This window comes from Roseovarius gaetbuli (assembly GCF_900172365.1).
GTDB lineage: Bacteria > Pseudomonadota > Alphaproteobacteria > Rhodobacterales > Rhodobacteraceae > Roseovarius > Roseovarius gaetbuli.
Genome location: NZ_FWFJ01000030.1, coordinates 1 through 17,111, shown reverse-complemented (window position 1 = coordinate 17,111; position 17,111 = coordinate 1). Strand labels below are relative to the sequence as shown.

At 61.0% G+C, this 17,111-nt stretch carries 18 protein-coding genes and 1 pseudogene; 15 read left to right on the top strand and 4 right to left on the bottom strand.

Annotated elements, in window-relative coordinates:
• Positions 1-13: 13 nt before the first annotated feature.
• The 5 genes from ROG8370_RS13800 (at position 14) to ROG8370_RS13780 (ending at position 3,957) form a co-directional block, all read left to right on the top strand.
• On the top strand, positions 14-595 hold the full coding sequence (locus tag ROG8370_RS13800) for a DNA-3-methyladenine glycosylase I (protein ID WP_085827793.1): 582 nt from the start codon (positions 14-16) through the stop codon (positions 593-595).
• Between the two features lie 137 nt (positions 596-732).
• Positions 733-1,914, top strand: coding sequence for a dual-specificity RNA methyltransferase RlmN (gene rlmN / locus ROG8370_RS13795; RefSeq protein WP_085827792.1), 1,182 nt, complete (start codon positions 733-735; stop codon positions 1,912-1,914).
• A gap of 78 nt (positions 1,915-1,992) precedes the next feature.
• Positions 1,993-2,952 carry an amidoligase family protein gene (locus ROG8370_RS13790; protein ID WP_085827764.1) on the top strand — a complete coding sequence of 320 codons (960 nt, stop codon included), beginning with the start codon at positions 1,993-1,995 and terminating at the stop codon, positions 2,950-2,952.
• Positions 2,949-3,665 carry a gamma-glutamyl-gamma-aminobutyrate hydrolase family protein gene (locus tag ROG8370_RS13785; protein ID WP_085827763.1) on the top strand — a complete coding sequence of 239 codons (717 nt, stop codon included), beginning with the start codon at positions 2,949-2,951 and terminating at the stop codon, positions 3,663-3,665. The genes ROG8370_RS13790 and ROG8370_RS13785 overlap by 4 nt, the downstream gene beginning before the upstream one ends.
• A 103-nt stretch (positions 3,666-3,768) precedes the next feature.
• Positions 3,769-3,957 carry a hypothetical protein gene (locus ROG8370_RS13780; RefSeq protein WP_085827762.1) on the top strand — a complete coding sequence of 63 codons (189 nt, stop codon included), beginning with the start codon at positions 3,769-3,771 and terminating at the stop codon, positions 3,955-3,957.
• A gap of 236 nt (positions 3,958-4,193) precedes the next feature.
• Here ROG8370_RS13780 and rpsU read toward each other — a convergent pair whose 3' ends face one another.
• Complete coding sequence (gene rpsU, locus ROG8370_RS13775) at positions 4,194-4,400, bottom strand: 30S ribosomal protein S21 (protein WP_073198326.1); 207 nt, start codon at positions 4,398-4,400, stop codon at positions 4,194-4,196.
• 109 nt (positions 4,401-4,509) lie between these two features.
• Here rpsU and ROG8370_RS13770 point away from each other — a divergent pair, with 109 nt between their 5' ends.
• The 4 genes from ROG8370_RS13770 to ROG8370_RS13755 are packed head-to-tail and all read left to right on the top strand — an operon-like array spanning position 4,510 to position 7,848.
• Positions 4,510-5,199: a COQ9 family protein gene (locus ROG8370_RS13770; protein ID WP_085827761.1), complete on the top strand. Its 690-nt coding sequence runs from the start codon at positions 4,510-4,512 to the stop codon at positions 5,197-5,199.
• A gap of 18 nt (positions 5,200-5,217) precedes the next feature.
• Positions 5,218-6,201, top strand: coding sequence for an NAD(P)H-quinone oxidoreductase (locus ROG8370_RS13765; protein ID WP_085827760.1), 984 nt, complete (start codon positions 5,218-5,220; stop codon positions 6,199-6,201).
• Position 6,202: 1 nt separating this feature from the next.
• The gene (locus ROG8370_RS13760; protein ID WP_085827759.1) at positions 6,203-7,318 is read left to right on the top strand and encodes an exo-alpha-sialidase; all 1,116 of its coding nucleotides are present in this window, start codon (positions 6,203-6,205) and stop codon (positions 7,316-7,318) included.
• Positions 7,315-7,848, top strand: a complete 534-nt coding sequence (locus ROG8370_RS13755) for a hypothetical protein (protein ID WP_085827758.1) — start codon at positions 7,315-7,317, stop codon at positions 7,846-7,848. The genes ROG8370_RS13760 and ROG8370_RS13755 overlap by 4 nt, the downstream gene beginning before the upstream one ends.
• A gap of 59 nt (positions 7,849-7,907) precedes the next feature.
• Here the strand turns inward: ROG8370_RS13755 and ROG8370_RS13750 are convergent, their stop codons facing one another.
• Positions 7,908-8,558, bottom strand: coding sequence for a ribonuclease T2 family protein (locus tag ROG8370_RS13750; protein ID WP_085827757.1), 651 nt, complete (start codon positions 8,556-8,558; stop codon positions 7,908-7,910).
• A gap of 116 nt (positions 8,559-8,674) precedes the next feature.
• Here ROG8370_RS13750 and ROG8370_RS13745 point away from each other — a divergent pair, with 116 nt between their 5' ends.
• From ROG8370_RS13745 to ROG8370_RS13735, 3 genes are all read left to right on the top strand, one after another.
• On the top strand, positions 8,675-9,433 hold the full coding sequence (locus tag ROG8370_RS13745; protein WP_085827756.1) for a DUF1013 domain-containing protein: 759 nt from the start codon (positions 8,675-8,677) through the stop codon (positions 9,431-9,433).
• A gap of 264 nt (positions 9,434-9,697) precedes the next feature.
• Positions 9,698-10,882, top strand: coding sequence for a type III PLP-dependent enzyme (locus tag ROG8370_RS13740; RefSeq protein WP_245827385.1), 1,185 nt, complete (start codon positions 9,698-9,700; stop codon positions 10,880-10,882).
• Between the two features lie 243 nt (positions 10,883-11,125).
• Positions 11,126-11,716: a LysE family translocator gene (locus ROG8370_RS13735; protein WP_085827754.1), complete on the top strand. Its 591-nt coding sequence runs from the start codon at positions 11,126-11,128 to the stop codon at positions 11,714-11,716.
• A 77-nt stretch (positions 11,717-11,793) separates the two neighbouring features.
• Here ROG8370_RS13735 and ROG8370_RS13730 read toward each other — a convergent pair whose 3' ends face one another.
• Positions 11,794-13,191, bottom strand: a complete 1,398-nt coding sequence (locus tag ROG8370_RS13730) for an aminotransferase family protein (protein WP_085827753.1) — start codon at positions 13,189-13,191, stop codon at positions 11,794-11,796.
• Positions 13,192-13,618: 427 nt separating this feature from the next.
• Between ROG8370_RS13730 and ROG8370_RS13725 the strand changes: the two genes are divergently transcribed.
• The 3 genes from ROG8370_RS13725 to ROG8370_RS13715 all read left to right on the top strand — a co-directional run bounded on the left by ROG8370_RS13725 (position 13,619) and on the right by ROG8370_RS13715 (position 16,775).
• Positions 13,619-14,617, top strand: coding sequence for a taurine ABC transporter substrate-binding protein (locus ROG8370_RS13725; RefSeq protein ID WP_085827791.1), 999 nt, complete (start codon positions 13,619-13,621; stop codon positions 14,615-14,617).
• An 86-nt stretch (positions 14,618-14,703) separates the two neighbouring features.
• Positions 14,704-15,513 carry a taurine ABC transporter ATP-binding protein gene (locus tag ROG8370_RS13720; protein WP_085827752.1) on the top strand — a complete coding sequence of 270 codons (810 nt, stop codon included), beginning with the start codon at positions 14,704-14,706 and terminating at the stop codon, positions 15,511-15,513.
• Positions 15,510-16,775 carry an ABC transporter permease gene (locus ROG8370_RS13715; RefSeq protein WP_085827751.1) on the top strand — a complete coding sequence of 422 codons (1,266 nt, stop codon included), beginning with the start codon at positions 15,510-15,512 and terminating at the stop codon, positions 16,773-16,775. Before ROG8370_RS13720 ends, ROG8370_RS13715 begins: the two co-directional genes overlap by 4 nt.
• A gap of 121 nt (positions 16,776-16,896) precedes the next feature.
• On the opposite strand, the pseudogene ROG8370_RS13710 reads toward ROG8370_RS13715, so the two are convergent.
• Positions 16,897-17,111 (bottom strand): annotated as a pseudogene (locus ROG8370_RS13710) (IS3 family transposase); the annotation flags it as partial.

Here is a 17,111-nt window from a genome sequence, read left to right as displayed (position 1 = left end):
GGGCATGGGCGCGATGGAAAGATGCGGCTGGGTTGGGATGGATGCGCTTTACGAGGCCTATCACGATACCGATTGGGGCGTGCCCGAATATGACAGCCGCGCGCTCTGGGAGAAGCTTATCCTCGACGGGTTTCAGGCGGGGCTGAGCTGGATCACCATCCTGCGCAAGCGAGAGAATTTTCGCGCGGCCTTTCAAGGGTTTGACCCCAATATTGTCGCCACATGGGGCGAGGAAGACGTGCTTCGCCTGCTGGGTGATCCGGGCATCATCCGTCACCGTGGCAAGATCGAAGCGGCGATTGGAAATGCCCGTGTCTGGCAACAAATCGAGGCCGAGGGCGGATTCGATCGTTTTCTCTGGGATTATGTTGGCGGCGCCCCGATTCAGAACAAGTGGCAGAGCCTTGCAGAGGTTCCGGCGCAGACCGATCTTTCCGTAAGAATTTCGAAGGATTTGAAGAAACGTGGTTTCAAATTCTGCGGGCCGACCATCGTTTATGCCTTCATGCAGGCGGTGGGCATGGTCAACGACCATCTGGTCACCTGTCCCTGTCACCTGCCGGTCGCGCGACTTGGGCAGGCGCCGCGCACCTGATTGAGCTGCACCTGACGAAGCGGCGGCGATTTGCGCACAAAGCGTGGCGGCTATGCGCCTGAAGCCCCGGAAAGGTGTGTAATTCCCGCGCGAATCCTATATGTGGATGCATCCATACCCTAACCGCGCGAATGACCATGACCCAGACTGCCCCGATCACGCAGGACGTGCTGACGATCCCCCGCAAGATGCCCGAGGGGCCGATGAACCTTGTCGGCCTGACCCGAGAGCAGATGCGCGAGGTTCTGATCGCGCATGGCACGCCGGAAAAGCAGGCCAAGATGCGGGTCGGCCAGATCTGGCAGTGGATCTATGGCTGGGGCGTGCGTGATTTCGCCGAAATGACCAACCTGTCCAAGGCCTTTCGCGCCGAGCTTGCCGAGAGCTTCGTGATCGCCATCCCCGAGGTCGTCAGCAAGCAGGTCAGCGAGGATGGCACCCGCAAATACCTTGTGCGCATCGCAGGCGGTCATGAGGTCGAGGTCGTCTATATCCCCGAAGAAACGCGCGGCACTCTGTGCATTTCTTCCCAGGTCGGGTGCACGCTGACCTGTTCTTTCTGTCACACTGGCACGCAAAAGCTGGTGCGCAACCTGACCGCTGGCGAAATCATCGGCCAGGTGATGATGGCGCGCGACGATCTGAATGAATGGCCTGAACCGGGCGCGCCCAAGGATGAAACCCGGCTTTTGTCCAACATCGTCCTGATGGGCATGGGCGAGCCGCTTTATAATTTCGAGAACGTCCGCGACGCTATGAAGATCGCGATGGACCCCGAGGGCATCCAACTCTCACGTCGCCGCATCACCCTGTCGACCTCGGGCGTGGTGCCGGAAATTGCCCGCACGGCGCAGGAAATCGGCTGTCAGCTGGCAATTTCCTTCCACGCCACCACCGACGAGGTGCGCGACCGCCTTGTGCCGATCAACAAGAAATGGAACCTCGAGGTGCTGCTTGAGGCCCTGCGCAGCTATCCCAAGGTCAGCAACTCCGAGCGCATTACCTTTGAATATGTGATGCTCAAGGGCGTCAATGACAGCGACGCGGATGCGCACCGCCTTGTGCGGCTGATCGAGGGCATTCCGGCCAAGATCAACCTTATTCCGTTCAACGAATGGCCCGGTGCCCCCTATGAGCGCTCAAGCAACAACCGGATTCGTGCCTTTGCCGACATCATCTACAACGCCGGCTACGCAAGCCCGATCCGCACCCCGCGCGGCGAGGATATCATGGCCGCCTGTGGTCAGCTCAAGTCGGCCACCGAACGCGCCCGCAAATCGCGGCGCGAGATCGAGGCCGATGCCGGGCTTGGCGGCTAGGCCGACGCAGGGTCAGGGGCGATACCCGGTGATCGGCCTGTTAGGCGGCTCTCTCGATTTGTGAAAGGCGACCGCATCATGCCCGAGTTTACCCCTCTGCCGCAGCCCCTTAACGCCAAGGGCGATCCCCGCCTTGTCGGGGTCGAGATCGAACTTGGCGGCTTGGATGAGGCCCGCGTCGCGCGCATTTGCGCCGACACGCTTGGCGGGACGGCCAAGCAGGGTGACGGCCCGTTCTGGACAATCAAAGACAGCGAAATCGGCGATGTCGAAATTTACCTCGACGTCTTTCTTCGCAATGCCCAGCAAAGCAAGCTGCGCGATCTGGCGCTTGATATCGGCCGCGAGGTGATCCCGGTTGAAATCGTGACCGAGCCTTTGGATCAGGCGGGCCTGCGTCGGCTCGATGATCTGCGCGCCGCCCTGCGCGCGGCGGGCGGATTGGGAAGCGGTGCCGGCTGGTTCTTTGGCTTCGGTCTGCACCTCAACATCGAAATCGCAAGTGAGTCTGACGCCGATATCGTGCATCCGCTTCTGGCCTATGCCTTGATCGAGGATTGGATTCGCACCGCCAACCCGATTGACGATGCGCGTCGCGTGTTGCCCTTTACCGATCCGTATCCGACCGACTTTGTGCGCGCGCTTATCGCCGCCGGGCCGGGTGCCAGCCGCGATCAGGTGACCGGCATCTACCTTGAATACACCCCAAGCCGAAATCGCGGACTCGATATGCTGCCGATCTTTGCGCATTTCGATCCCGACCGGATCGCGGCGGCGATTTCCGACAAGACATCGGCGCGCCCGACCTTTCACTTTCGCCTGCCAGATTGCCGCATAGACGAGGCCGACTGGTCCATTGTCGATGAATGGAACCGCTGGCTTTTGGTCGAGCGCGTGGCGCAAGACGCCGGTTTGCTGGCAGAGCTGTCCAGGGCCTGGGACGATGATCACGGGGTTCTGACCCTGAGCCGCAAGAGCTGGGCGGCGCGCTGCGGCACGATTCTCAAGGCGGCGGGGCTGGACCGTATTTCGGCATGAGCAAACGCAAACCCCTGATCGGCGTGACCACCTCGCGGCGCTCCGGCTGGCGGATCTATCCGCTGATCGCGCTGAATGTCTGGCTTGCGGGCGGGCGTTCAACCCGGTGGGTGGCCGGGCGCGACGCGGATATCGACGCGGTGGACGGTATCATCATCGGTGGTGGTGACGACATCTCGCCCGATCTTTACGGCGGGCGGATTGTCACCACGGCCCGGCTTGACCCGGATCGCGACGCGCTTGAACGCGGCATGGTTCTGGCAGCGTTCGAGCGCAACAAACCGGTGCTTGGCATTTGTCGCGGCAGTCAGATGCTCAACATCGCGCTGGGCGGGTCTTTGCATCAGGATGCCTATGCCACCTATACCTCAAGCGATCATATCCGCACCATCTTGCCGCGCAAAACCGTCTGTCTGGAACCGGGCACGCGGCTTGCCGGCGTGGCGGGCACGGCCCCGATGAAGGTGAATGCGCTGCACTCTCAGGCGGTGGATCGTCTGGGGCGCGGCCTGAGGGTTGCCGCGCGTGACACCGGTGGCATGATCCAGGCGATCGAGCGCGTGTCAGAGCCCTTTGCCATCGGCGTTCAGTGGCATCCCGAGCACCTTTTTTACGCGCACCGCCAGATGGGGATTTTCCGCGCACTCGTGGCCGCCGCCGCCGCGCGCCGCGACGTGACCCCGCAATTGCCCAAGGTCGATGCGACCATGTAAGTAGTCCAAACAATACCCCGAGCCCGCCACATTCCAGTACAATTACCGCCACAAGCGTAAACTATCCCTGCCTTAGTGCTTAATTGTAGTGAGGCAGGAAACGATGGAACGTCAAACAACAGAAACCCCCGCAAGCATCCGTGACATGGTCATGCGTGAGCGCCACCTGGCGGTGTCTGAGCGCGAATGGAAACACCGGCTTCGCGGCTATGGCTATGCAATCCGCGACACCGCCGAAGGGCGCTTTGTCACCTCTTTGTTGCGTGGCGCGCCGATCTGCCAACTCAACTGAGACCGGCCAAATGAGACTGGCCAAACCCGGCTGGTTTCTTCTTGCTCTAAATATCCCGGGGGAGTCGCGCCTTGCGCGACGGGGGCCGCGCCCCCGATGACGGTGGTCCCAAAACGACAAACCCCCGAAGCATAGGCTCGGGGGTCGTCAAAAGCTTCACGCATCTGGTCCGAAAACCGGTCTTCTATTTTCGGGATGCGAAAACCCCGTGTCGGCAAAAACTGCCTGAGCGGTCCTTAGACCATCCCTTCGCGCTGTGCTTTCTTACGCGCCAGCTTGCGGGAACGCCGAATCGCTTCAGCTTTCTCGCGCGCTTTTTTCTCGGACGGTTTCTCGAAATGTTGCTTGAGCTTCATTTCGCGAAAAACGCCTTCGCGCTGCAGCTTTTTCTTCAGGGCACGAAGCGCCTGATCGACATTGTTGTCGCGAACACTAACCTGCATGTGGTTTTCACCACCTTTCTAAGTTGAGTTGCAAGGATTTGCAGGAAGGCGCCGTATAGCAAAGCACCTCAGTTTTGTCTAGTGTGCGCAGAGCGAAGAGGAAAAGCCCATGCATGACCCCGATTTGATCACCCGACTGCTCGATGCCGCCAAGATGCATGTGCCGTTTGACGGCTGGAGCGAGGCGACCTTGAAGGCGGCTGCAAGTGATGCGGATATTGATCCCGGACTGGTCGCTGCGATCTGTCCGCGCGGCGCGGTTGATCTTGCCTTGGCCTATCACGAGGCGGGCGATCAGGCCATGCTTGCGCGCCTTGAGGCGGCTGAATTGGGCGACATGCGGTTTCGTGACCGAATTGCCTTCGCGGTCCGCGCCCGGCTTGAGGCGGTCGAGGACAAAGAGCTGGTGCGCCGCGGTATGACATTGTTTTCATTGCCGATTTATGCCGCCGACGGCGCCCGCGCCATCTGGCAGACCTGTGATCGGATCTGGCTGGCGCTCGGCGATACCTCGGATGACGTGAACTGGTACACCAAGCGCGCAACGCTCTCGGGGGTTTACGGCGCGACTGTGCTTTATTGGCTGGGCGACGACAGCGAGGACAGTGCGCGCACATGGGAATTCCTTGATCGCAGGATCGAGGATGTCATGCAGATCGAAAAATTCAAGGCACAGGCGCGCGACAATCGCCTGATGTCGGGGCTGATGGCCGGGCCGCTTGGCTTTCTGACCCGGATTCGTGCGCCGCAGGGTGGCGCGACCACTGGCATGCCGGGGCGTTGGAACGGCCCCACCTAACCACAAGGAATCAGAGACATGAGCAAGACGATGCAGGCGGTTGAAATCACCCGCGCGGGCGGCCCCGAGGTTTTGGTGCCAACCACCCGCCCGCGCCCCGAGCCGCGCACCGGCGAGGTGGTGATCAGGCTGGCCTATGCCGGGGTCAATCGGCCCGATGCGCTGCAACGCGCCGGGCTTTATGCGCCGCCCGCCAGCGCAAGCGATCTGCCCGGTCTCGAGGGCGCGGGCGAGGTTGTCGCGCTTGGCGCAGGCGTAAGCGGGGTTGCCCTTGGCGATCAGGTCTGCGCGCTCTTGCCCGGCGGTGGCTACGCCGAATATGTCGCCACGCCTGCCGCGCATTGTCTGCCGGTGCCCACTGGCATGGGGCTAAAAGAGGCGGCCTGTCTGCCAGAGACCTATTTCACGGTGTGGTCGAACGTGTTTCAGCGCGGTGGCCTAAAGGCCGGTGAGCGGTTCCTGGTGCATGGCGGGTCAAGCGGCATCGGCACCACCGCGATCCAGCTCGCGCGCGAATTTGGCGCGCGCGTTTTCACAACCGCCGGGTCGGATGACAAATGCAAGGTCTGCGAAGATCTTGGCGCCGAGAGGGCGATCAACTATCGCAGCGACGATTTCGTCGATGCGATCCGCGCCGAGGGCGGGGCCGATCTTATCCTCGACATGGTCGGCGGCGATTACCTGCCGCGCAACGTCAAGGCCTTGGCCGACGACGGGCGGCTGGTGCAGATCGCGTTCCTGCAAGGGCCGAAGGTCGAGCTGAACTTCGCCCCGGTGATGATGCGCCGCCTGACAATCACCGGAAGCACCCTGCGCCCGCAAAGCGATCTGGCCAAGGCACGGATCGCCGAGGCCCTTTTGGCCAACGTCTGGCCGCTGCTTGAGGCGGGCAAGATCGCGCCAGTGATGGATTCCGAATTTGCGCTTGCCGATGCCGCCAAGGCGCATGCCCGGATGGAAACCAGCGGCCATATCGGCAAGATCGTCCTGAAGGTCGGCTAGGGTGACACTGCTGGTCCTGTCGATCCTTGCACTGGCGGGCCTAAGCCTTTGCCTGAGCCTCTGGGCGATCCGGCGCGATGTGCCGCTCAACTGGCGGTTTGCCCTGCCAGAGGCCTTGCCCGAGGTGGGCGCGCCACGCTTTGAAACGGTGTTGGATTACACCGCGCCAGAAGGGCAGGCCCACGCGCCCGCGATCATACAGGGGCCTGTCGGCTTTTCGGTGATCTGGTTTCAGGGCTCGGCCGAAGCACAGCCGGATGTCGATATCTTCGCCAGCCATGTGACGCGCGACGGTGATGGCTGGCAGGCCTCAGCCCCCGAACGCCACCTGACCCGAGGCGCGCTTGCGGACGCGTTCGAGCCGCGCCAATTGGTGGTGACCCTTGGCAATACCATTCAAAATGACGCCGCCCCCGGTCATCTCTATACAACCGCCGTATCGGTCGGGGGCTGGGCCATGGCCGCAATCGCAGGGGTCGCGATGGGCGCGCGCGGGCCTGTCAGGGCCAGCAAGCTTAACCTTTCGCCGATCCTCAACCGCTCGTTTCTGGTGAAATCGCCAATGGTCGCCTACGGCGATGGCAGCCACGCCCTGCCGACCTATTTCGAGATGGGTTCGACCTATGGTGCGCTTGTGCGCTTTGATCCGCGAGGACGGGTTCGCGATCAGCGCCGCATGACCGGCACCGGGGTGAAACCCATTCAGCCGATGATCGTGCCGCTTGACGCGACCCGCGCGCTTGCCTTTCTGCGCGATTTTGACCGCAGCGGGACGCTCTGGCTTAGCCGAACGAGCGATGGCGGCCAAAGCTGGTCGCGCGCCGAGGCGCTTGAAATCGCCAACCCAAGCGCGCCGGTCGCGGCACTGTCGCTTGGCGAGGGGCGGATATTGGTGGCGATGAATGATGATGCGGATCACCCTGATGTTCTTCGGCTCGTGCTGAGCGGGGATGAGGGCGCAACCTGGCACGAGGTGTACCGCTTCACCGGCGAGGGTGCACTGCGCTATCCGATGCTGCGCCGGGTTGGCGATGATATTGCGCTGGCCTATTCCACCGGCGGCAAAGGCGGTATCCGCGTGCATGTGTTCAACGGTCCCTGGGTGGCGGCGCAATGAGCGCGGCGATAGAATGGATCGCGCTTGCCCTGGTGATGGCTTGGGTTGGTTTTGCAATAGCGGGGCCGGTTGGCGTCGGCGCGATGGCGCTTGTGGTGCTTTTGCTGCGCGGCTGGTTGCCGGTGGCGGGGCTGATGGCGCTTTTGGCGCCTTTGGGCGTGATGTTACCGGCGCTGGCTCTGCGCCAGATTGCGGCGGGCATGGGCGTTGCGGTGATCCCCTTCGGTAGCTTTGAGCTGGTGGTGTTCCTGCTGGCCTACCTTGTCTTTCTGGCCTCGGCCATGGGGGTGGTGCCTGTCGATCTTTACCGGTTTGGCTATGCGCCTCTGCCTGTGGCGGTGATGGTGCTGGCGCTCTGTGGATACGGCGCGTTGACGGGGCAGGTGTTCTTGCCGATCGTTGCGGTGATGGGGCAGGCGCTTTGGGTCATGGGCTGGGGCAGCAGCAACTGGTTTGATCACGTGCTGCATGCGATTCTGGTGCCGGTGACGATCGTGGTTCTGATCCTGCGGGTGGTTGGAGCATGGTGAGCGCCGGATTTTGAGTATTTATGGAACGATGAAAGCCAGGGTGAGATGGTGCCGAGCCGTTACCGGATAGGATCAAACAGCGCGTCTTTCATGCGGCAGTCGCGGACCACATCACGCCCGCAGGGCACCGGGGTGAGATCCTTTGAGAGGCAAAGCCGCGCTTCTTGAATGCGGCCCTCGCGGCAGGTGATGGTCAGCATATCGGGCTCCAGCCCCGGATTGGCCTTGAGGAAGGCCTCTTCGATCACCGAAGCGGGCAGTTTTACCGGTTTCGAGAGTTTGCGAAAGACCGGTGGACGGGTGACGCTGTTATAGGCCTGACGCGCCAGGGCATAGTAATCCGGCCCCGAAAGCCCGGTGCAGGCGCCGTGTTTTTTCCACTGATACCAGGCCAGGCCGGGTGTGCCCATGATATCGGCCATGGCGTTTGTCATCTGGCGTGACGGCGGGCGCTCGGCGGTTTGGCAATGGGCGGGAAAGCCGCGGTGATACTGCGGCCAGAGCCCGTGCAGCACCCAGCCATGATCGGTGGTCTCTTCGCATTGCGGCGAGCGGCGCGCGTCGCCTTCGAGCGCGCACCATGTCGGTGACCAACTCAGCGAGAGAACGTAATAGTCGAACTCTCCGGCGCGATCCGATTGTGCCAAAGCGGGCGCGCTGAACAGGTTGAAGATGACAAGCAGAAACACCAGCATTCTTTGGACTTTCATTTTGCTTCTGAGGCTACTATATACTCGGCAAGTTCCCCGACAATGGAAACCCGTTCCGGCCAGACCGGAACCGCCCCTCCAGGCGACGGGAAAGATATGCGTGAAGGAGACCTGAGATGTCTAAACCAATCATGGCCAAGGCCACCGCCGTCTGGCTGGTGGATAACACGACGCTGAATTTCAAGCAGATCGCGGATTTCTGCGGGCTGCACGAGCTTGAAGTGCAGGGCATTGCCGATGGCGATGTGGCCGCAGGCGTCAAGGGGTTTGACCCGGTCACCAACAATCAGCTGACCGAGGAAGAGATTGAAGCCGGGCAGAAAAACCCGCTGCACAAGCTTAAGCTCAAGTTCAACGCCGCCGCGCAGGGCGAGGAAAAACGCCGTGGCCCGCGCTATACTCCGCTGTCCAAGCGCCAGGACCGTCCGGCGTCGATTCTCTGGCTGGTGAAGTTCCACCCCGAGTTGGCCGATAGCCAGATTTCGCGCCTCGTCGGCACCACCAAGCCGACCATTCAGGCGATTCGCGAGCGGACCCATTGGAACATCGCCAATATTCAGCCGATTGACCCGGTCGCCCTTGGGCTGTGCAAGCAATCCGAGCTTGATGCCGCCGTGCAAAAGGCCAGCGCCAAGAAGGCCCGCGAAGGCGCGGCGATGAGCGATGACGAGCGTCGCAAGCTGCTGAGCACCGAGCAGAGCCTTGGCATGGAGTCAGAGCCCAAGATCCCGACCGCGATCGAAGGCCTCGAATCCTTCACGCTTGGCCAGGATTACCAGCCGGAAGAGCGCGAAAAGACATACGATGCCGAAAGCCTGTTCAACTTGCCCGATGCGTCAGATGATGACGACGAGGACGAGGACGAAAGCCGCTAAGCCGACAAGCATGCGCAACAGCATCAAGAAACCCGCGCCGAGAGGCGCGGGTTTTTTTGTCGATTTTGCCGCCACACAGAAAATAATGGCGCGGGTCCGAGAAAATTGTTGCACCGACTCAATCGCAGCCCTAAGTGCGCTTTATAGACGCCAACGCACGCGCCTCTGGCCGGTGGTTCTGCCACACGTGTTTACGTAGCGACGGTAACGTCTCCCGTTATGAACTGGTCGGGTGAAAGCCCGGGTCTGATTGGAGATATGACCATGAACGCTTACGTGAACCCCCTTGCGGGCGGCGACGCCGTTTTTGCACCCTTTGACACCTCTTCCGTGATCGTCGATTACATCCGACGCACCACTTTTGATCACCCGACGCTGGTGGTTCACCGTGACACGGTCGCGCGTCAGTATCGTGCGCTCAAGGCCGGTCTTGGCCGGGCTGACATTCATTATGCCGTCAAGGCAAACCCGACCCGCGAGATCATCGAGCTTCTGATCGCCGAAGGCAGCCACTTTGATGCGGCCTCGCGCGGCGAGATCGAGCTTTGCCTAGGCCTTGGCGCGCATCCTGCGCACATCTCGTTCGGCAATACCGTGAAACGCGCAAGCGACATCGCCTTTGCCCACGGCGCAGGGATCACCCTGTTTGCGGCAGATTGTGATATGGAGCTTGAAAAAATCGCGACCCACGCGCCGGGCGCCGAGGTTTACATTCGTCTTCTGGTGGGTGCGACCGGCGCCGACTGGCCGCTGAGCCGCAAGTTTGGCTGTGCGCCTGAAATGGCGGGCGACCTGATGGGCCGTGCCCGCGAACTTGGCCTCAAGCCGGTTGGGCTGTCGTTTCATGTCGGAAGCCAGACCCGCCGCGCCGAAATGTGGCGCGAGACGCTGGATCAGGTTGCAGGCGTTTGGGCCGAGGCCCGCGCGACCGGCTTTGACCTTGACATGATCAATATCGGCGGCGGGTTCCCGGCGTTTTACGGCGAAGAGATCGAAGCCCCGCAGGCCTATGCCGCGCAGGTCATGGCGATGGTCGAGCCGCGCTTTCCCGGTGCCACCCGCGTGATGGCAGAACCGGGTCGCGGCATGGTCGCCGAGGCCGGCATGATCGCCGCCGAGGTGCTTTTGGTGAGCCGCAAATCCGAGGATGATATCTGTCGCTGGGTGTATCTTGATATCGGCAAATTCTCGGGTCTGGCCGAAACCATGGACGAGGCGATCCGCTATCAGTTTCTGACAGAGCGCGAGCATGAGGCGACTGGCCCCTGCATTCTGGCGGGTCCGTCCTGTGACAGTGCCGATGTGCTCTACGAAAAGCGCCCGGTGGCCATGCCGCTTGGGCTTCAGTCCGGCGACCGGATCATCATCCGCAACTGTGGCGCCTATACGTCGAGCTATTCCTCGGTTGGGTTCAACGGTTTTCCGCCGCTTGAGGTCGTGGTGATCTAGAGCATGTTGCTCAAAAGTGGGAACCGGTTTTGAGCTTCTCGAACATGCGAAATCAATAGGTTGGAGCATGTCGCGTGAATTTTGAGTGAACGCGACATGCTCTAAGGCGACCCTCGCCGCGCTCTTGCCTGCGCGTCTCGGTTTTGGCGGCCCGGATGGCAACATCCGGGCTTTGCTTTGCGCAGGAAACGGGTCGCCTGGCAAAACGATTGCGGTACCTCTTGTCGGTAAAGGAGTGCCGTCATGGGGCCTCCGATCTCTGCCTTGCTGATCTTTTTGTTGCCGCTGGCCTATAGTCCGGGGCCGGGCAACATGATCTTTGCCGCCATGGGCGCGCGCTTTGGTCTGGCGGCGACATGGCCTGCGAGCTTTGGCTATCACATTGCGACATGGGCGGTGACTCTGGCGATCGGGTTGGGCTTTGGTGCCGCAACCCAAGCCGCGCCGGGCGTGGCGCAGGTGCTTCAGGTTATCGGCGCGGGCTATGTCATGTGCCTTGCGCTCGGGCTCTGGCGGGCCGGGACGATGCGGGATGGCGATGTGCGGGCCGCGCGGCCGATGGGGTTTGGTGGCGGCATGGTGCTTTTGCTGTTCAACCCCAAGGCCTATGTGATCATCGCGCTGATGTTCACCCAGTTCAGCGCGGTCCCCGGCCTTGGTGTGCTGGGGATTGCGACGGTGTTTACCCTCAACAACATGCTGGCCTTTGCCCTCTGGGCCGCGCTTGGCACGCGGCTTGCGCGGCTCTGGTCGCGCCCCGATCAGGCGGTTTTGCTGAACCGGGGGCTGGCGGCGATGCTTGGCGGGGTGGCGATCTGGATGGCATTTGCCTAGGGGCAACCGCGGGACATGAAAACCCCCGGCACATGTTGCAGTGCTGGGGGTGATCCGTAAATGAAAGTGCGTCTTGCCTAGCCGAACACCCGGGTCAGCGCCGCGTCGGTCGCCGAGACGATTTGATTGATATCGTCCTTGGTCGCGATCAGCGCGGGCGAATAGCACAGCGTGTTGTTGAAGCCGGGAATGGAGCGGTTGGTCGCCCCGATGATCACGCCCTGCGCCATGCAATCGGCCACCACCGCCTGAACCTGTTTCTCGTTGGCGGGCTCTTTGCTGGTGCGGTCACTGACAAGTTCGGCACCAAGGAACAGACCCTTGCCGCGCACCTCGCCGATCACCGCATGCTTGTCCTGAAGCGCGCGCAACTGGTCGAGCATATACTCGCCCATCGCCACGGTATTGCCCAACAGATCCTCTTCCTCGATGATCGAGAGGTTTTCGAGCGCCGCCGCCGGACCGGCCGTACAGCCGCCAAAGGTCGAGATATCGCGGAAATAGCTCATCGGATCACCGGATTCATCGCGGAACATCTCGAACACCCGCTCGGAGGTCACGCAGCACGCGATGGCGGCATAGCCAGAGGCAACGCCCTTGGCCATGGTCACGAAATCGGGCTCGATGCCGTAATGCTGATAGCCGAACCAGGTGCCGGTGCGCCCGACGCCACAGACGACCTCGTCGATGTGCAACAGGATGTCATACTTGCGGCAGATTTCCTGAACGCGGGGCCAGTAGCCCTTGGGCGGAACGATCACGCCGCCACCTGCCGTGACCGGCTCAAGACAGAGCGCGCCGACGGTATCGGGGCCCTCGGCCAGGATCACCTCTTCGATCGCATTGGCGGCGGCGATGCCGTAGTCCTCGCCCTCAAGATCCCATTGCGCGCGGTATTCAAGGCAGTGCGGGACGCGCACAAAACCGGGGGTGTAGGGGCCGTATTCGGCGTTGCGCTCGTCCTGGCCGCCGGCCGAAAGACAGGCGATGGTGGTGCCGTGATAATCACGCTCGCGATAGAGGATCTTGTGCTTTTTGCCGCCATGGCGCTTGTGCGCGATCTGGCGCACCATCTTGAACGCCTTCTCGTTCGCCTCGGAGCCCGAGTTGGTGTAATAGACCCGCGTCAGACCCGGCATTTTCGCAATCAGCCGCTCGGAAAACTGCGCACCGGGGATCGAGCCGGCCGAGCCTGCGAAATACGGCAGCTTGATCAGCTGATCGCGCACCGCATTGGCAATCCGTTCGCGGCCATAGCCTACATTGACGGTCCAGACCCCGCCCGAGACGGCATCAAGGTGCTCTTTTCCCTTTTGATCCCAGACCCGCATGCCGCGCCCTTCGACGATGATGCGCGGGTCGCCCTTGGGCGCCTCGCCGGTCCAGGCCGCGTGCTGAATAAGGTGATGCCAGACATGGGCGCGGTCGGCCTCGACCACGCGAGAGATGTCATTGTCGAGAATTTTGCCGTCCATCGTGATGCTCCATCGGGTTAAGGCCCGGCGCAACGCGCGAGCCTGTGATCGTTGTCCATTTGGTTCTGACTATATATCAGCCGTGAAATCCGCCATGCGAATAGGGCCAGATGAGGCCAATATTTAAGGCCAAAAATCAGATTTGACCATGAAATCTCCGAGTAATCTATTGATAAAAAATGATTTTGCTCCGCAGGCGGCGGTAACTTGCCGAGTTTGATGCTATTCGAAAACCTCTTTTCTGAAATGCTGAAATGATCTTAGGTCTGCTATTATTGCGTTGATCGGTTCCGTTGGATCGGGTTCACTCTTTGGCGGTGCCTGCCGCCAAGTGTGCCGATCTGATCAAGGGCCGGACGCATCCTAACCCGCCGAAAAGTGCGGTATCAGGTATAAAAAGCAACGTAACCAACGGGAGATGAACGATATGAAATTGAAATCAAAGCTGATGACGGCCGTAGCCGGTGCTGCCTTTGCGGTAACTGCCGGTGCTGCGACAGCACAGGAAATCACCGTGGCGTATTTCCTCGAATGGCCGATGCCGTTCCAATACGCCAAGGAAAAGGGCACCTATGACGAAGAGATGGGCGTCAAGGTAAACTGGCGTGCGTTTGACACCGGCACCGCGATGAGCGCGGCCATGGCCAGCGGCGATGTGCATCTTTCGGTCAGCCAGGGCGTGCCGCCCTTCGTTGTGGCCGCAAGTGCCGGTCAGGATCTTCAGGTTCTCGATGTGGCCGTGTCTTATGCCGAGAACGACAACTGTGTCGTCGCCGAAGCGCTTGAGATCGACAAGACCAACGCGGGCGAGCTCGCCGGCAAGAAAGTGGCCGTGCCGCTTGGCACCGCCGCGCATTACGGTTTCCTCAAGCAGATGAGCCATTTCGGCGTCGATATCGCAAGCATGGACGTGGTCAACATGGCCCCGCCCGAGGGTGCCGCAGCCATCGCGCAGGGTGCTGTTGACATGTTCTGTGGCTGGGGCGGAAGCCTGCGTCGTGCCAAGGAGCACGGCAATGTCCTTTTGACTGGTGCCGAAAAAGAAGCGCTTGGCATTCTGGTGTTTGACGTGACCAGTGCCCCGGCTGGCTTTGTCGCGGAAAACCCCGATCTGGTTGCCAAGTTCCTCAAGGTGACCGCAGATGCGAACGCGATGTGGGCCGATGCGGCCAATCGCGACGAGATGCTGCCGGTGATCGCCAAGGACAGCGGCATGGATGTAGAGGCCACGGCCTCGACCATCGACACCTTTGTGTTCCCCTCTGTGGAAGAGCAGCTCTCGGCCAAATGGCTGGGCGGCGGCGCACAGGAGTTCATGAAAGGCGTGGCGGACGTTTTCGTCGAAGCCAAGAGTATCGACGCCGCTCTTGAGACCTATGAAAACAACGTCAACACTGGTCCGCTGGCCGCTGCCAACGGCATGTAAGCCGCGAGCGACGTGACAGACAGGGGCCCGTCCGTGCCGCGGGCGGGCCTCTGCACAATCAATTCCAACGAAAACAGGGGGTGGGGATGTCTACACTTTCCATCGAAAATATCTCGATGCGGTTCGACCTGCCGAACGGTACGCACGTGCAGGCCCTGCAGGATGTCTCGCTTGAACTCAAGACAGGCGAATTGATGAGTGTGCTTGGCCCGTCGGGCTGTGGCAAAACCACGCTTTTGAACATTCTGGCCGGGTTTCTGGCCCCGACCGAGGGTCAGATCACGCTGAACGATCACCGCGTCACCGGCCCGGACGCAGAGCGCGGCATGGTGTTTCAGCAAGGCGCGCTGTTTGAATGGATGAGCGTGCGCGAAAACGTAAGCTTTGGCCCCCGCATGAAGGGGCAACGCGAGGCGGAGTACGGCGGCAATGTCGACCACCTGCTAGAGGTGGTTGGGCTCAAGGATTTTAAGGAAAAGGCGGTTTACGAACTGTCTGGCGGCATGCAACAGCGCGTGGCGCTTGCACGCTGTCTCGCCAATGACCCGGATGTGATCTTGATGGACGAACCGCTTGGTGCGCTTGATGCGCTGACCCGCGAAAAGATGCAGGGGCTGGTTCTGAAGCTCTGGAAGGAGACCGGCAAGACGATCGTGCTTATCACCCACTCGGTGGAAGAGGCCCTGTTGCTGGGCGAACGTTTGCTGGTGATGGCGCCGCGACCGGGCCGCATTCACAAGGAATACCGCCTGCCCTTTGCTGAAATGGGGGTCGGGCAAGACCTGCGCGAAGTGAAGAAACACCCCGACTTTGGCGCAAAGCGCGAAGAAATCCTGTCGATGATCTGGGATATGGAAGAAGAGATCATGGGCCGCACCGAGGAGGCAGAGGCATGACCATTCTGATCATCTATGTTGCTATTTTCGTGGCCGCCTTTTTCGCCGTGCGCAAGGGTGTCAGCAAATTCCGCCAGATGAACGATTACACCTCGCTCAAGACGGTGACCTTTGGCGATGAAAGCGCCGTGCGCCCGGATCGTTGGGCCAGCGTGATTTCAGTCTTGACGATCTTTCTGCTCTGGGGCGCCTTCACCGGAAGCAAATGGGTGCCGATCCATGCACCGGGGCCGTTTATTGGCGATACCGAGTTCGTTTATACGCTTGAGGGCCCTGACGGCACCCGCGATGACGCCACGGTTTATGCCCGCGTTTTCAAGGTGGGCGAAGAGGTGAGTGATCGCGAGATCGAGCCCGGCGATGGCATCGCCAAGAATGACGTCATCACCGTCGGCGCCTGGCGCTCGTCGCTTTTGCTGATGGACAAGAACGATGAGGTGACCCGCAAAGAGGGCGCCAAAGTCGTGGCGATTGACGGCCAGCCCGTTGGTCCCGGTGATACCGCCAAGGTCGCCAATGGCACGGTTGTGATCACCGCCAAGGGCTCGATGAATTTCGCGCCCGCAAAGGGCATGCAGATGGAGCCGATCTGGCTTCCGCCGCCGGAATCGGTGGTCTCGCGCGTGGCCGAGATTTCCGAGCAGGGCTATCAGAACTTTACCCTTTTCGAGCATCTCTACTGGTCGCTGTTCCGGGTCATCGTCGGCTTTGCGCTTGGCGCATTGGTGGGGATTCCGCTTGGCTATGCCATGGGACTAAGTGACTGGTTCCGCGGTTGGTTCGACCCGATTGTCGAATTCATGCGCCCGGTGCCGCCGCTTGCCCTGATCCCGCTGGTGATCATCTGGGCGGGGATTGGCGAGAGCGGCAAGATCATCCTGCTGTTCCTGGCGGCGCTCTGGATCATGACCATTTCGGCGCGCGCAGGCGTGTCCGGCGTGGCGATTTCCAAGGTGCATGCGGCCTATTCCCTTGGGGCTAGCAAATGGCAGCTGATGCGCTATGTGATCGTGCCCAACAGCCTGCCCGAGATCTTTACCGGCGCGCGTGTCGCGATGGGGGTCTGTTGGGGCACGGTTGTCGCCGCCGAGCTTGTCGCGGCCGAAAAAGGCGCGGGCATGATGATCATGGTCGCCAGCCGCTTTCAGCTTACCGATATCGTGATCATGGGGATCATCCTGATCGGGATCATCGGCTATGGCATCGACATCATGATGCGAAAGGCGGAAAACTGGCTTGTGCCGTGGAAGGGTCGCGTTTGATCCAAACGTAAGGCGGGGGCGCTGCCCCCGTCGCCGCAAGCGGCGACTCCCCCGGAGTATTTTGGCCAAGAAGAAGGGAAGAAGCAGGGTTGGCCTTGCTTCTTCCTTTTTGCGTATTTTCTTAGGTGTTCAGTCCCGGCATCTGGTGGATCGGATTTAAGATGAATCTGTCTGGCTCAGATGTCCAGATCTTGCAGATGTATTCGTAAGGCGTGAGCCCGCTGAGGGTCTTGAGTCTGCGTGCGAAGTTGTAGGCTGCCATGAAGTCCGCCAGGTGGGTGCGGAGCTGATTGTGGTCGTCGTAGTGGAAACGTTTCACGGTCGCGTCCTTGATCG

Excerpts from the sequence above, each read along its gene's own strand:
- ROG8370_RS13800 (WP_085827793.1), top strand. The coding sequence starts at position 14 with ATGGAAAGATGCGGCTGGGTTGGGATGGATGCGCTTTACGAGGCCTAT.
- rlmN (WP_085827792.1), top strand. The coding sequence starts at position 733 with ATGACCCAGACTGCCCCGATCACGCAGGACGTGCTGACGATCCCCCGC.
- ROG8370_RS13790 (WP_085827764.1), top strand. The coding sequence starts at position 1,993 with ATGCCCGAGTTTACCCCTCTGCCGCAGCCCCTTAACGCCAAGGGCGAT.
- ROG8370_RS13785 (WP_085827763.1), top strand. The coding sequence starts at position 2,949 with ATGAGCAAACGCAAACCCCTGATCGGCGTGACCACCTCGCGGCGCTCC.
- ROG8370_RS13780 (WP_085827762.1), top strand. The coding sequence starts at position 3,769 with ATGGAACGTCAAACAACAGAAACCCCCGCAAGCATCCGTGACATGGTC.
- rpsU (WP_073198326.1), bottom strand. The coding sequence starts at position 4,400 with ATGCAGGTTAGTGTTCGCGACAACAATGTCGATCAGGCGCTTCGTGCC.
- ROG8370_RS13770 (WP_085827761.1), top strand. The coding sequence starts at position 4,510 with ATGCATGACCCCGATTTGATCACCCGACTGCTCGATGCCGCCAAGATG.
- ROG8370_RS13765 (WP_085827760.1), top strand. The coding sequence starts at position 5,218 with ATGAGCAAGACGATGCAGGCGGTTGAAATCACCCGCGCGGGCGGCCCC.
- ROG8370_RS13755 (WP_085827758.1), top strand. The coding sequence starts at position 7,315 with ATGAGCGCGGCGATAGAATGGATCGCGCTTGCCCTGGTGATGGCTTGG.
- ROG8370_RS13750 (WP_085827757.1), bottom strand. The coding sequence starts at position 8,558 with ATGAAAGTCCAAAGAATGCTGGTGTTTCTGCTTGTCATCTTCAACCTG.
- ROG8370_RS13745 (WP_085827756.1), top strand. The coding sequence starts at position 8,675 with ATGTCTAAACCAATCATGGCCAAGGCCACCGCCGTCTGGCTGGTGGAT.
- ROG8370_RS13740 (WP_245827385.1), top strand. The coding sequence starts at position 9,698 with ATGAACGCTTACGTGAACCCCCTTGCGGGCGGCGACGCCGTTTTTGCA.
- ROG8370_RS13735 (WP_085827754.1), top strand. The coding sequence starts at position 11,126 with ATGGGGCCTCCGATCTCTGCCTTGCTGATCTTTTTGTTGCCGCTGGCC.
- ROG8370_RS13730 (WP_085827753.1), bottom strand. The coding sequence starts at position 13,191 with ATGGACGGCAAAATTCTCGACAATGACATCTCTCGCGTGGTCGAGGCC.
- ROG8370_RS13725 (WP_085827791.1), top strand. The coding sequence starts at position 13,619 with ATGAAATTGAAATCAAAGCTGATGACGGCCGTAGCCGGTGCTGCCTTT.
- ROG8370_RS13720 (WP_085827752.1), top strand. The coding sequence starts at position 14,704 with ATGTCTACACTTTCCATCGAAAATATCTCGATGCGGTTCGACCTGCCG.
- ROG8370_RS13715 (WP_085827751.1), top strand. The coding sequence starts at position 15,510 with ATGACCATTCTGATCATCTATGTTGCTATTTTCGTGGCCGCCTTTTTC.